Source organism: Lamprocystis purpurea DSM 4197 (assembly GCF_000379525.1).
GTDB lineage: Bacteria > Pseudomonadota > Gammaproteobacteria > Chromatiales > Chromatiaceae > Thiodictyon > Thiodictyon purpureum.
In genome coordinates this window covers 43,083-55,404 of record NZ_KB902515.1, presented here as the reverse complement: position 1 = coordinate 55,404, position 12,322 = coordinate 43,083, and the positions used below count along the sequence as shown (strand labels likewise).

The window sequence follows — 12,322 nt, the reverse complement described above, 5'->3', positions numbered from 1 at the left end:
CAACGCGCCGTGGGCGCGTTGCCCCCACCTTGCCCACACTCATTCACCCTTTGCCCACACTGCGCCGCACGGCCGCCGGAGCTGGCTGAGAACGCCTGCGGCGCAACAGCAACAGATCTTTTCTTAATCGCTGCGCGGATGCCGTCTTAACGACCGCTCCGCGGTGGCTGGGGCAGCGCCAAACCGCTGCGATGAACGTCGGCACGACAACTTAAATTCGGGGGAAAACTGTCCTGGACATGGGGTCCACTATACAGCTCTACGCCCAGCCGCGCCCCGCAGCGCGGCATATCGGGGCGGCGTCGCGACTGGATCGCATCATTGCCCGGCACTTCGATGCGATCACCATCAATCTGGACCATCTGTGGGGGCCGCGTCCTTAGCGGCCCGTCGGATTCATCGTCGCTTTGCGGTCAGGTAAAGCGACTTGCCGGTCCCCCCTGGGGCAGGGCGCTCCTCAACGTCGAACAGCTCGGGCTTGCCCTTGATGAGATCGGACAACTTCTTGAATCCATAAAGCCGCGAATCGAAAGAGGGCTGGATTTTCTGAAGATAGCTCCCGAAGGTTCCGAGATGCGCCCACCCCGAATCATCAACCGACTGTTCCAGCGCCGCCATCAGGAAAGCGGTTGGGAACTCTGCTGGTGAGGCAATCGACGACTGAGCACCAGACGGTTTTTCGATCGGCATCCGCGCCGCCGGCGATGGCTTGACCTCCGTTTGCTCGCCCGACACGGGCTTGCGCAGTACCTCGGTAAAGATAAATTTGTGGCAGGCATTCCTGAAGGCTTCAGGCGTCTTTTGCTCGCCGAAACCATAAACAACCAGCCCTTCTTCGCGGAGGCGAACCGCGAGACCGGTAAAATCACTGTCACTCGTCACCAGACAGAATCCCTCGAACCGCCGGGTATAAAGCAGGTCCATCGCATCGATAATCATCGTACTATCAGTGGCATTTTTACCGCTGGTATAAGCAAACTGTTGAACTGGCTTGATCGAGAAGGTGTTGAGCACCTTTTTCCAGGACGCGCTTCCCGGTGACGTAAAATCGCCATAAATGCGCCTGACGGTGGCTTCGCCAAAACGCGCAACCTCTTCCAGCAACCCAGCGATCACCGCGGCCTGGGCATTATCCGCATCGATCAGCACGGCGAGACGCTTCGCCGGCTCGTCGGCTTCGACCTTGACCAAAGTTCGTGCTTGCATCGGGATCGTTATCCTTTGTGATCTTTGTGTCTTTGTGCGAGAACGATTCTTTCTTAGGGTGAACGGAGCGAAGACTTGCCCGCCGCCGACTGACAGGGATACATCCGTGCCAGGATATCCGGCACGACCCGCTCGACCGGGGCCGCGGGGTCCGGCTGCCGGCGCAGTTCGGTCACCACCTTGCGGATGGTGGTCTCGGCCGGCTCGGCCGCCGGGATGCACCAGTGCTCACCGCCGGGTCCAGCCGCGTCCGGTTTGCACCCGCAGGGGTTGGCGTACCATTCGCACATGGCCGCGTCCACGCCTCTGTTGCCGACGGCGTAGCCGCGCTCACAGGCGGCGAGGACCTGAGCGATGGTGATGGTGGCAGGTGTTTCGGCGCCGGACAGGAGAGGAGCCAGGCCCAGGACCAGCAAGCCCCCGGCAAAGGCCATCCGTCGATGCCGTGGCGGCAAGCGCTGCCCCCGAGTCAAGGCGTGGTCTTGTTCGATCTTGAGCATCGTCGATCCGTCTGGTAATGGTCGATGGTAGAGGATACCAGCGATGGACATCGATCATCCCGAAAAGCGCCCGGATTCGTGCTGCGCCTCGAACCATTATTCAACATTGCGTTGCCGACGTGGCGGTGGAAACAAACGTCGTGGTTCAGTGCCCCTCTGAACCGCATCCACAATGCTGAGCGCCCCGCTGCGCGTATCCGAATCCGTCGCTGTGCGGACCGACGGTCGAGCAGATCGCGAGGGAGCGGGGTTGAGGTCTCGCTTGCTAAGGCGGCGGAACTCGCGGGGATCAGTTGGGCGCAGATGAAAGACATCTTGCTGGAAAAGGGCGTTGTCCCCCGCCTGGGGCCGGACGACATCGATGACGCTCGCGCCGAGGCGGAGGTGTTACGTGCGGGCTATCGGACTCTGCCGTGACCGTCATCGTCAATACTACGGTCATCTCTAATTTTGCTGTCATCGGGCAACTGGACATTCTGCGTAGATTGTTCGGCTCGGTGATGATCGCGAGGCTGTCATCATCGTTCGGACCACTGGAGGTCGAGGTTTTACCGTGACGGTGCTTCGTCAGGCCATCCTGGCCTGACGGCGTCGGGACTTGAACGGTCAGGGCTGGAAGCCCTGACTACGCAGCGGTCGAGAGGACTTTCATGTTCCGGGGTGGCGCGGGCGCCATAGTCGTTACCGTGAACGTCGCGCAGCGACCCTGTGGGAGCGGCGTCCCGCCGCGATGGGGCCGGGCGTGCAGCCGCGGCGTTCGAGGTCACCGCGGCACCGCATCGCGGCGGGACGCCGCTCCCACGGGGCACTTTCATCTTCCGCGGTGGCGTGATGTTCCTTCCATGGCCGTTAGCCGGTCCGGCGTGCAGGCGTTATTGATTGTCTTTCAGATTTCGGGAATCGCCACCGGCTATACCTCGGCCTCCAGTTGCGGACAGGCCGTCGCTGGCCGGAACAGGGTCTCGGTGCCGAGGTTGGAGGTTCCGATCAGGATGCTGTTGCGGAAGGAGACGGTGCGGCCCTGGGCGTCGGTGAGGCGGCCATCCTCCAGGATCTAGAGCAGTACGTTAAAGACGTCCGGATGGGCTTTTTCCATCTCGTCGAGCAGGACCACGGTGTAGGGATTGCGCCGAACCCGCTCGGTGATCTGGCCGCCCTCTCCGTAGCCAATGTAGCCCGGAGGCGCGCCGATCATTTTGGAGACCTCGTGGCGCTCCATGTACTCCGACATGTCGAGCCGCACGATCCGCGACTCGTCGTCCAGGAGGAAGGCGGCGAGCGCTCGCGCCAACTCGGTCTTGCCCACCCCGGAGGGGCCGAGGAAGAGAAACGAGCCGATCGGGCGGCGTGCCGTGGTGAGGACGTTCCGGCGCAGGCCGGCGAGTTCCGCTACCGCTCCAGAGCCTGCAGCACTTTCTTGGTGCTGAGCTGCGTGTAGTTCTGGATCACGGCGTGGTCGGTTGTCCTTGGACTTCAGGTGGCTGGCGCCGACCAGTTCCATCGTCTCTCTGTTCAAGTATGGGTCTGATCAGGATTGGTGCAAGTCGGAAGTGGGGTGGTCGCAGATGCGCGTAGGATGGGCATCGCTCTCGCTCTGCCCATCCTACCGAGAGGCCCGGCCCGATCAGCGACCTCTGGTGGATGCGGCGCGCGCGACCGCCGTGCCGAGTCCCTGAGACCGAGCGGCGCGCCTTATCCACCCTACTAACGGAGCCGGTTTCGTAGGGTGGATAAGCGCAGCGCATCCACCACCGGCCTCGCTGCCGACACGCTGTTGGCGGCGGCCACCCAAATTTGGAACTGCTGGTGCAAGACGGTGAAGGCGGCTCCAGCGCGGGCGATCTGTTAGCATTGACGGCTGTTCGGCTCATCAGTCACCGCGGCGAAGGTTATGTTCGGTTTCGGAAAGAAAAAGCAGCAAGAGACCGCGGCGTCGGAGATCAGTCCGCAAACCGGAGCCGACCCGTCGACGTCATCCGGACTGGCGGACACGGTCGCCGGACCCGGCGAGTCGGATCAGCCGGTCGAACCGGGCGTGCTGTCCACGGTCGATGAGGCGCCGGTGCCGCGGCGCGGGCTTTTTGCCCGGCTGGGCTTCGGGCGGCAGCGGCCGGAGCAGGAATTCGGCTGGATCCCTGGGCTGGTGCTGCCGCCCCCGGCGGACGCGGCGGGCGAGGGCGGCGTTGCGACGCCGGCTGAGTCTCCGGCTGCGGTCAGTGAAACGGCGGCTGTTCCGCCGACTGTTGCCGGGATCGCGCCGGAGGTCGGTGCGCCCGCCGTCAGCCAGGCGATCACGATCGATCGGTTGCCCGCGGCTGAGGTTCGACGGCCCAGCGAGGCGAAGCCGGTGGCGGCGGCCCCCGCGGTCGTCCTGCCGCGCACCGTCACCGAGCAGTTCGCGGACGAGGAGTCGCCGGAGGTCAAGCTCGGCCTGTTCAAGCGGCTGCGTGAGCGGCTCACGCGCAGCCGCACCCAACTCGGCACCGGCCTGGGCAATCTGTTTCTGGGTCGCAAGCGCATCGACGATGAGCTGATGGAGGAGCTGGAGACGCTGCTGCTGACGGCCGACGTGGGGGTGGATGCAACCACCCGGATCATCGCGGATCTGACCGCGCGCGTGCGGCGCAAGTCGCTGGCCGATCCGCAGGCGCTGCTGGCGGCGCTCAAACAGGCGCTGCGCGAGATTCTGGCGACCGCGCACGCGCGCGCCTGCCCCGCGGCACCCGGTCGGCCGCAGGTGATCCTGATGGTCGGAGTCAATGGGGCCGGCAAGACCACCACTATCGGCAAGCTCGCCAAGCTGCTTCAGGCGGAGGGCAACAGTGTCATGCTGGCGGCCGGCGATACCTTCCGGGCGGCGGCGGTGGAGCAGTTGCAGGCCTGGGGGGAGCGCAACCGGGTGCCGGTGATCGCGCAGAAGGGCGGGGCGGACTCGGCCTCGGTGATTTTCGACGCCTTGCAGGCGGCTACGGCCCGCGGGATCGACGTGCTGATCGCGGACACCGCCGGTCGGCTGCACACCAAGACCAATCTGATGGACGAGTTGTCCAAGATCGCGCGGGTGATGCGCAAGATCGATCCGGACGCACCCCATGAGGTGATGTTGGTAGTCGATGCGACCACCGGTCAAAATGCCTTGACGCAGGCGGTCCAGTTCCACCAGACAGTGGGTTTGACCGGCATCGCCCTGACCAAACTCGATGGGACCGCCAAGGGCGGCATCGTTTTTGCCATCGCCGAGCGGATCAAGGTGCCGATTCGGTTTATCGGCGTGGGCGAGTCGATCGAGGACCTGCGGCCCTTCGATGCGGATGAGTTTCTGGATGCGTTGCTGAGCTGACCCCGTGATGATGTCAAGAGTTGTCAGGTAGCGCCCGATGATCCGCTTCGATCATGTCTGGAAGCGCTACCCGGAGCGGGGCGACGCCCTGAGCGATGTCAGTTTCGAGTTGCAGGCCGGGGAGATGGTGTTCCTGACCGGGCACTCGGGGGCCGGCAAGAGCACGCTGCTGCGTCTGATCGGGCTGCTGGAGCGGCCCAGTCGGGGTCAGGTGATCGTCAACGGGCGCAACCTCGCCACCCTGGCGCGCGGCCGGATACCCTATCATCGCCGTCAGGTCGGCATGATCTTTCAGGATCATCGTCTGCTGCCTGACCGCAGTGTGTTCGAGAATGTTGCGCTGCCGCTGGTGGTGACCGGGCTCGGCCACAAGGAGGTCGGTCGCCGCGTGCGTGCCGCGCTGGACCAGGTGGGGCTCCTGAAACGTGAGCGCGCCCTGCCGGTGGCCCTCTCCGGGGGGGAGCAGCAGCGGGTCGGCATTGCCCGGGCGGTGGTCGCCCGACCGCCGCTGGTGCTGGCCGATGAGCCGACCGGCAACCTGGACCCCGACCTGTCGCGCGAGATCTTCGAACTGTTCGAGCGCTTTCATCAGGTCGGCGTCACGCTGATGATCGCCACCCACGATCTGGCGCTGATCCACGCGATGCACCACCGGACCTTTACCCTGAGCGAAGGTCGGCTGGTGAATGATTCGGGGGATGACTAGCCGCTATGGCCCGCCGCCCCCCGCGCCGCAGCCGCGCCCCCGACCTTCTGCAACTGCCCCAGGCGTGGCTGTCGCACCATGTCCAGAGTGCCTTCGCCACCCTCGGACGGTTGCTGCGTGCGCCGCTGGCCACGGTGATGACGGTGGCTGTGATCGGCATCGCTTTGGCCCTGCCGGCGGCGCTCTATGTGCTGACCGAGAATCTGCGCAACCTGGTCGGCAGTTGGGATCAGGCCGCCGCCATCTCATTGTTTCTCCATCGGGATATCAGCGACCAGGACGCGGCGACGGTGGCCGGTCGGCTGCGTGAGTGGCCGGAGTTCCAGCGTGTCCAGTTGATCGGTGCCGAACAGGCACTGGCGGAGTTTCGCGAACAGGCCGGTTTCGCCGAGGCGCTGGCCCAGTTGACGACCAACCCCTTGCCGGCGGTGCTGGCGCTCTTCCCGCAGCCGGCCTACGCGGCGCCGGCGGAGATCCTCAATCTGCAGGAACGACTGGGTCAGTTATCGGAGGTCGACTTCGTGCGGGTGGACACCGAGTGGCTCTTGCGTTTCCAGGCCATCCTGGACCTGGCCGCGACCTTGGTCTTGCTGCTTGCCGGTTTGCTCGCCTCGGGTGTGTTGCTCATCGTGGGCAACACCATCCGGCTGGAGATTCAGAACCGCAGGGGGGAGATCGAGATCATGGAACTGGTCGGTGCCACGGCGTCCTTCATCCGGCGGCCGTTTCTTTATGCGGGGGCCTGGTATGGGCTGCTCGGCGGACTGAGTGCCTGGTTCCTGGTCACGCTCGCGGTGCTCGGGCTCCAGGGGCCGGTGGCGCGGCTCGCCAGCCTCTACCGCAGCGAGTTCCCGCTCGCCGGTCTTGGCCCGCTCGAGCTGCTGACGATCCTGGGCGGCAGCATGCTGCTTGGGTTGGTGGGAAGTTGGATCGCGGTCAACCGACATCTGCGCGGGGTCGAGCCGGGTTGACCTTGGTCCCGGCGCGATGCCGGAACCCAGTGCCGGGATCTGTTCAGAGTCCGGTTGGGGCCTCAGAGTGGCCATAAAGTGAACAGATATTGCCGGTTCATATCCAGACAGCTTGGCGTGGGATGACCAAAAATTAATGCCCTGGTAACGTCTTCGGATAAGCAATATAAGATCATGAAAAATAAAATAATGTTTTTCGTATCGTCAAAGCGTATTGGAAAGATCGGAATATTCGATGTCTGATTGGCCTGGATAGCCCTTGTACAAACCCGTGACTTTGCCTAAAGTCTACTCAACCTCTGAAGCAGCGCGGACGACAAGCCCGACGATCTGACGCTGGCCAATTACAGAGTAAACTGCTAGGATTTGTTTCAAGTCCAAATTTAAGGTGATCAGCACATGGCCAAAGATTTCGCCCTCATGCCGACCGGCAACATTGATGCGTACATCAGCGCCTCCTACCAGATCCCGGTGCTGACTCCCGAAGAAGAACGCGATCTGGCCGAGCGTCTGCGCGACCATGGCGATATGGATGCCGCGCGCCGGATGGTGATGTCGCACTTGCGCTTCGTGATTCGCATCGCCCGCGGCTATCTCGGCTACGGCCTGCCCCTTCCGGACCTGATCCAGGAGGGCACGGTTGGCCTGATGAAGGCGGTTCGGCGCTTCGAGCCCGATATGGGTGTACGTCTGGTGTCCTTCGCGGTGCACTGGATCCGCGCCGAGATTCACGAATACATCCTGCGTAACTGGCGCATCGTCAAGGTGGCGACCACCAAGGCGCAACGGAAACTCTTCTTCAACCTGCGCAGCGCCAAGAAGCGCTTGGGCTGGTTCACGCGCGAGGAAGTGGAGTCCGTGGCCGCCGATTTGGGGGTCAAACCGGCTACGGTGCTGGAAATGGAGTCCCGACTGTCCAACCAGGACCTGGCCTTCGACGGGTACGACGACGACGAAGACGATGCCCCGTCCGCGCCTTCGACCTATCTGCCCGACATGCGCATGGAGCCGTCGAAGATGCTTGAAATCGAAGACACCGAGCGCGACGATAAGGAACGCCTCTATGCCGCCATCCAGGGCCTGGATGAGCGCAGCAAGGTGATTCTGCGCGAGCGCTGGCTGAACGAGAAAAAGCAGACGCTGCACGACTTGGCGCAGCAGTTCAATGTCTCGGCGGAGCGCATTCGTCAGATTGAAAAGAATGCGATGAAGAAACTGCGTCTCCAACTGGAGCTGTAGCCGACTGGCCGGCGACGTCTCGCCGGCGCTTCTCCCAAGACTTGGCCCGCCCTGTGCGGGCTTTGGTGTATCTGGGTGGCGCCCAGGCGTCGCTCCGGCGTTTCGTCAGGGAGGTTCAGGTGGAGCGGATTTTTTCTCTCAAGGTCTTCTTGCGCTTGCTCGTCCTCGTCCCGGTCCTCGGCTTGACTGGATGCGCGGCGTTCTGTACCTACCTAGCCCGGGTGTCGTCGGGAACTGTTTGTGCCGCGGGTGATGCGGCAAACAGTTGGTCGGAATCGGCCGCCGGTGCGGACAATACTGACGCTTTCGGCTATCAGCGGTACTCGAGTTACCCTTATGGATATGGCGGGTATGGCGGGTATGGTGGGTATGGCGGGTATGGTGGGTACGACGGGTATTACGGTCATCCAGGTCGAGGTGGTTCGGACGACCAGTATCAGCGGCGACCGAACCTGCCGTCCGAGTCTTCGGTTGCCGTCTCGACGCCGCAGTCGGACCGGCGTCCGATCCCGCTCGACGGCGATAGGCTCGGTCGCGCGGGCGGTGCGGCTCGGGACCCGGATGCCCCGCGAGGCACTGAGGGCGCTCGTGGTTACCCGGATCGGAGCCGGTCGATGGGCTATCCGCGCGGGTCCGTGCCGCGAGACCAGCGGTCAGCCGAAGCGCCAACAGTGGGTTCCGGTCCGGCGCGATCCACCGGCGGCCGTTCAGCCTTACCGATAACGCGTGAGCAGATGCGGGGTCCGACAGGTTGGTCATCGGCGAGACCGGAGTTGCCGACGCGTGGGGGTGATGTTGAACGCGGTCGGGGCACGCCATCCCGGCAGGTATCGATCCCGAGCTCCACCGACACGTATGTGTCGTCCAGATCTGCTCAGGGGATGTCGGAAAGCCGATCGGCTCCGTCGTCGGAGCCATCGTCCAGCGGACGTCAGACATCATTGCCGTCGTCGCCGCCCGCGTCGGACCAGGTACAGCCGTCCGGGGGGTCGCCGCGTGAGTCGAGTCCGGCTCGTCAGGGCCAGTCCGCGCGGGGCGCGCGCGATGGGGAATGACCAGCACTCGACTGTCCGGGCGTCTTGTGGACCGGGTGTGCAAGGCCCGCTCCGAAATTCACGGTTCCGGGTGCTTTGCGCGCGTCGCTTTCGATGCGGGTGATTTCATCGGCACCTACGAAGGACCCGAGGTCGCGGAGGATGGAACCTATGTGTTGTGGATTTACGACGCCGCAGGAGGCGTGCTCAGTGCGCGCCGTGGGAGCAACCTGCTGCGCTGGCTGAACCATAGCGACGACCCCAATGCGGAGTTCGACCGGTTCGATCTTTATGCGTCGCGCGCCATCGCGCCCGGCGAGGAGATTACCATCGACTACGCAGGGGTTTCATAAGGTTCTGTTTGTTAGGATTTTCCTAACGAAGCAAAAACAATCGTTGTCGTTGTCGTTGTCGTAATCGGAAGAGCGATTCACTTTTGGCACGATCAGTCCGATGTCTGTCGGTTTCTGATTCCTGAGGCCGCTTGGGTGCACCCAGGCCGTCACGTCGTTCTCGTGGCTGGAGTTACGATCACGGCCCTTCGCTGGTATCGTAAACTCGATTACGACAACGACAACGACCGAGACGCCACGGGCGTTCCCTAATGGACTCGTTTCGCTTATTCGTGAACGGTTCATTCGCGCAGAATCACATCCCCCCGAAAGTTGCCGGAGCCCAGCGATGCAAGACCGCCCCCAGATCACCACCGCCATTCCCAAACACCGATATGAAATCGGCGGCTATGCCGCCACCCTGCTGGGCGAGATTGTCGCGGGCGACGCCCGGACCTATCGCTATATTCTCGCCTTTGTGCGTCAGGGCCAGCGTGAGCCGGTGTTTTATGTCTGTGCCGAGCCGGCCGCACCGCCGGATCGGGCGGACGGTGCCTACCAGTTGCGTGTCGTCAGCGAGGCTCTCACCGAGGTGGTGGATCGCGACGATCGGTGGGGCGATCTGGAGACCTTTGCCAATCAGGCCCTCAAACTCGGCGCCCAGGCACTGGGGCTGCAACGCGACCCGATCGTGAAGCGCATGTAGCCGAGGCGGTGAAGGCCGAAAAAGTCGGCCGCTGATTTGACCGTCCAGCCGGTCGCGGCTACAATAATGGGTCTGATTCGGGCGCGTAGCTCAGCGGGAGAGCATCCCCTTCACACGGGGAGGGTCGCAGGTTCGATCCCTGCCGCGCCCACCAATTTGGCGACTCAAGTGAACCAGCTTCGGCTGGTTTTTTCTTGGGCGGCTACTATAGCCATCGGACGTGATAACCGGACGTAGGGGCGGGTTTCAAACCCGCCCCTACACCAGGGCTCTGTCCGGATATCAGGTATGAAGGCTATATATACGGGTGATGATGGATCGCTGCGACACGGACTGGCAAGGCGAGGTCGTCACCAAAGCCCGCCGTCCCGTTCTCCAGCCTTAAACCATCACCCTCACGAGACGCCTGCATGACCGTTCACATTGTCGCCCGTTTCATCGCCCGCCCGGAGTGCGTGGACGAACTGCGCACCCTCTTGCAGGGTATGCTGGAGCCGACGCGTCGGGAGTCCGGTTGTCTGCGTTATGAATTGCTTCACAATACAGCGGACCCGACCGACTTCACCTTTGTCGAGGAGTGGGCGGACGCTGCGGCGATCAACGCCCACCTGGAAACCCCCCACCTCAACGCCTTGGTGGCGCAGTCCCAACCCCTGCTGGCGGCCGCCTTGGACGTGCGTCGCTACACCGTGTGCTGAGATGATCAATGCCTTGCCGGCGGAACCGCGCGCGGCGTTCCGCCCTGCGCAGGTTAGCCGTACCAGGTGTCGAAGATCCGGGTGCCGCTGGCATCGATCAGGTTGCGATAGTGGTTGGGGAGGCGCTCGGCCGGGATGTCCAGAAATTCCAGGGTGAACAGGTCGTCCGGAGTCAGGTCGGCGCCCAGGAAATGAGACTGGTTGGCATCAGCAATTCCAAATTTGGGTGGCCGCCGCCAACAGCGTGCCGGTCGCGAGGCTGATGGTGGATGCGCTGCGCTTATCCACCCTACAAAACCGGCTCGCTGTAGGGTGGATAAGGCGCGCCGCTCGGTGTCAGGGACCCGGCACGGCGGTCGCGCGCGCCGCATCCACCAGGGGTCGCGCGATGTCGCCAAAATTTGGAGGAGGGGCCTGCGGCCGCGATGCGAGCTCGCGGGACAGCGCACATCGGCGTTCACCGCGGTACCGTGTTGCGGTCGGAGGCCGCTCACACGGGATCGCTCGGTGACGATGACCGAGCGGCTGGGCAGCTGACTGAATGACCCCGCGGGCTGTTGGCGATCCGCTGCACGGTCGCAATGCGATGTCATCAGCGTGGCGGGGTGTTACTCTGGGATTGAACGCCGTGCCCCCGCAGGGCCTTAGCGGTGTCCACCCGCGTGATCCGGTTCGCCGGACCAACTGTGGCACCAATCACCTGACTGATAGAGGCTCATTATGCACATCCGGGTCGGTTATGAATTGATCTATGACTGCCCGCAGCCGACACCAATGCTGTTGTCGCTGCACATCCATTTCACGCGCGCTTCCGATCTCGTGGTTCCCGATCATCTGATCACCCGTCCGTCCGTCCCGATCACCGCCTATCGCGATAGCTTCGGCAACTGGTGCAGCCGCATCGTCGCGCCCCAGGGCGAACTTCGCTTGTCGACCGATGCGGTGGTGAACGACCGGGGTGAGCGTGATCCGGTCGTCCCCTCCGCCCAGCAGCACCTGGTGCAGGAACTGCCCGAAGAAACCCTGCTGTTCCTCCTGGGCAGCCGGTATTGTGAAACCGATCTGCTGTCCGAGGCGGCTTGGGCGCTGTTCCACACGGCACCCGTGGGTTGGGGGCGCGTTCAGGCCATTTGCGACTTTGTCCATCAGCATATTACCTTTGGTTACGCGCACGCCCGGGCCACCCGAACGGCCTGGGAAGCCTTCAATGAGCGGGTCGGTGTTTGTCGCGATTTTACGCATCTGGCGGTCGCCTTCTGCCGCTGCATGAATATCCCGGCCCGCTACTGCACCGGCTATCTGAGTGATATCGGACAGCCGCCGCCCTATAGCCCAATGGATTTCGCCGCCTGGTTCGAAGTCTACCTGGGCGGCCAATGGCATACTTTCGACGCTCGCAACAATACGCCGCGGATCGGCCGGGTGTTGATCGCGCGCGGACGTGATGCGGCCGATGTCGCACTCACCAACACCTTCGGCCCCAATACGCTGAAGAGCTTCCAGGTGTGGACCCATGAGGTCAACGCCGGGGCCTGAGCGGCCGGCGGCCGGCGTGAGTCTGAACCGTCATTCCGTCAGGATGCCGGAATC

Annotated in this window: 13 protein-coding genes, 1 tRNA gene and 1 pseudogene; 11 read left to right on the top strand and 4 right to left on the bottom strand. The window is 63.4% G+C overall.

The window, feature by feature from the left end; genetic code table 11:
* The first annotated feature begins 239 nt into the window (after positions 1–239).
* Positions 240–383 carry a hypothetical protein gene (locus tag A39O_RS41060; RefSeq protein WP_020506556.1) on the top strand — a complete coding sequence of 48 codons (144 nt, stop codon included), beginning with the start codon at positions 240–242 and terminating at the stop codon, positions 381–383.
* Between the two features lie 13 nt (positions 384–396).
* On the opposite strand, the gene A39O_RS0120565 is transcribed toward A39O_RS41060, so the two are convergent.
* Positions 397–1,206, bottom strand: a complete 810-nt coding sequence (locus A39O_RS0120565; protein ID WP_020506555.1) for an NYN domain-containing protein — start codon at positions 1,204–1,206, stop codon at positions 397–399.
* 53 nt (positions 1,207–1,259) lie between these two features.
* Positions 1,260–1,706 (bottom strand): Rap1a/Tai family immunity protein, encoded by a 447-nt coding sequence (locus tag A39O_RS0120560; protein ID WP_020506554.1) that lies wholly within the window; start codon positions 1,704–1,706, stop codon positions 1,260–1,262.
* Positions 1,707–2,119: 413 nt separating this feature from the next.
* On the opposite strand from A39O_RS0120560, the gene A39O_RS41050 reads away from it, so the two are divergent.
* Positions 2,120–2,263: a hypothetical protein gene (locus A39O_RS41050; RefSeq protein WP_157640301.1), complete on the top strand. Its 144-nt coding sequence runs from the start codon at positions 2,120–2,122 to the stop codon at positions 2,261–2,263.
* 398 nt (positions 2,264–2,661) lie between these two features.
* On the opposite strand, the pseudogene A39O_RS0120545 reads toward A39O_RS41050, so the two are convergent.
* Positions 2,662–3,060, bottom strand: a pseudogene (locus A39O_RS0120545) (AAA family ATPase); the annotation flags it as partial.
* A gap of 1,017 nt (positions 3,061–4,077) precedes the next feature.
* Here A39O_RS0120545 and ftsY point away from each other — a divergent pair.
* The 8 genes from ftsY to A39O_RS0120505 all read left to right on the top strand — a co-directional run bounded on the left by ftsY (position 4,078) and on the right by A39O_RS0120505 (position 10,732).
* Positions 4,078–5,046 (top strand): signal recognition particle-docking protein FtsY, encoded by a 969-nt coding sequence (gene ftsY, locus A39O_RS0120540; protein ID WP_051088861.1) that lies wholly within the window; start codon positions 4,078–4,080, stop codon positions 5,044–5,046.
* Positions 5,047–5,083: 37 nt separating this feature from the next.
* The gene (gene ftsE, locus A39O_RS0120535) at positions 5,084–5,752 is read left to right on the top strand and encodes a cell division ATP-binding protein FtsE (protein ID WP_020506549.1); all 669 of its coding nucleotides are present in this window, start codon (positions 5,084–5,086) and stop codon (positions 5,750–5,752) included.
* Between the two features lie 5 nt (positions 5,753–5,757).
* A complete protein-coding gene (ftsX, locus tag A39O_RS0120530; RefSeq protein WP_020506548.1) occupies positions 5,758–6,723 on the top strand; it encodes a permease-like cell division protein FtsX in 966 nt (321 codons plus the stop codon).
* A gap of 399 nt (positions 6,724–7,122) precedes the next feature.
* Positions 7,123–7,962 (top strand): RNA polymerase sigma factor RpoH, encoded by an 840-nt coding sequence (rpoH, locus tag A39O_RS0120525; RefSeq protein WP_020506547.1) that lies wholly within the window; start codon positions 7,123–7,125, stop codon positions 7,960–7,962.
* A 1,051-nt stretch (positions 7,963–9,013) separates the two neighbouring features.
* Entirely contained in the window at positions 9,014–9,349 is a 336-nt protein-coding gene (locus A39O_RS0120520; protein WP_051088860.1) for an SET domain-containing protein, read from the top strand.
* A gap of 328 nt (positions 9,350–9,677) precedes the next feature.
* Positions 9,678–10,034, top strand: a complete 357-nt coding sequence (locus A39O_RS0120515) for a hypothetical protein (protein ID WP_020506545.1) — start codon at positions 9,678–9,680, stop codon at positions 10,032–10,034.
* 79 nt (positions 10,035–10,113) lie between these two features.
* Positions 10,114–10,188, top strand: a tRNA-Val gene (locus A39O_RS0120510).
* 256 nt (positions 10,189–10,444) lie between these two features.
* Positions 10,445–10,732: a putative quinol monooxygenase gene (locus A39O_RS0120505; RefSeq protein ID WP_020506544.1), complete on the top strand. Its 288-nt coding sequence runs from the start codon at positions 10,445–10,447 to the stop codon at positions 10,730–10,732.
* Between the two features lie 53 nt (positions 10,733–10,785).
* On the opposite strand, the gene A39O_RS41815 is transcribed toward A39O_RS0120505, so the two are convergent.
* Positions 10,786–11,193 carry a hypothetical protein gene (locus A39O_RS41815; RefSeq protein ID WP_169338468.1) on the bottom strand — a complete coding sequence of 136 codons (408 nt, stop codon included), beginning with the start codon at positions 11,191–11,193 and terminating at the stop codon, positions 10,786–10,788.
* Between the two features lie 259 nt (positions 11,194–11,452).
* Between A39O_RS41815 and A39O_RS0120495 the strand changes: the two genes are divergently transcribed.
* Positions 11,453–12,268 carry a transglutaminase-like domain-containing protein gene (locus tag A39O_RS0120495; protein ID WP_020506542.1) on the top strand — a complete coding sequence of 272 codons (816 nt, stop codon included), beginning with the start codon at positions 11,453–11,455 and terminating at the stop codon, positions 12,266–12,268.
* Positions 12,269–12,322 lie beyond the last annotated feature (54 nt).

Excerpts from the sequence above, each read along its gene's own strand:
- A39O_RS41060 (WP_020506556.1), top strand. The coding sequence starts at position 240 with ATGGGGTCCACTATACAGCTCTACGCCCAGCCGCGCCCCGCAGCGCGG.
- A39O_RS0120565 (WP_020506555.1), bottom strand. The coding sequence starts at position 1,206 with ATGCAAGCACGAACTTTGGTCAAGGTCGAAGCCGACGAGCCGGCGAAG.
- A39O_RS0120560 (WP_020506554.1), bottom strand. The coding sequence starts at position 1,706 with ATGCTCAAGATCGAACAAGACCACGCCTTGACTCGGGGGCAGCGCTTG.
- ftsE (WP_020506549.1), top strand. The coding sequence starts at position 5,084 with ATGATCCGCTTCGATCATGTCTGGAAGCGCTACCCGGAGCGGGGCGAC.
- ftsX (WP_020506548.1), top strand. The coding sequence starts at position 5,758 with ATGGCCCGCCGCCCCCCGCGCCGCAGCCGCGCCCCCGACCTTCTGCAA.
- rpoH (WP_020506547.1), top strand. The coding sequence starts at position 7,123 with ATGGCCAAAGATTTCGCCCTCATGCCGACCGGCAACATTGATGCGTAC.
- A39O_RS0120520 (WP_051088860.1), top strand. The coding sequence starts at position 9,014 with ATGACCAGCACTCGACTGTCCGGGCGTCTTGTGGACCGGGTGTGCAAG.
- A39O_RS0120515 (WP_020506545.1), top strand. The coding sequence starts at position 9,678 with ATGCAAGACCGCCCCCAGATCACCACCGCCATTCCCAAACACCGATAT.
- A39O_RS0120505 (WP_020506544.1), top strand. The coding sequence starts at position 10,445 with ATGACCGTTCACATTGTCGCCCGTTTCATCGCCCGCCCGGAGTGCGTG.
- A39O_RS0120495 (WP_020506542.1), top strand. The coding sequence starts at position 11,453 with ATGCACATCCGGGTCGGTTATGAATTGATCTATGACTGCCCGCAGCCG.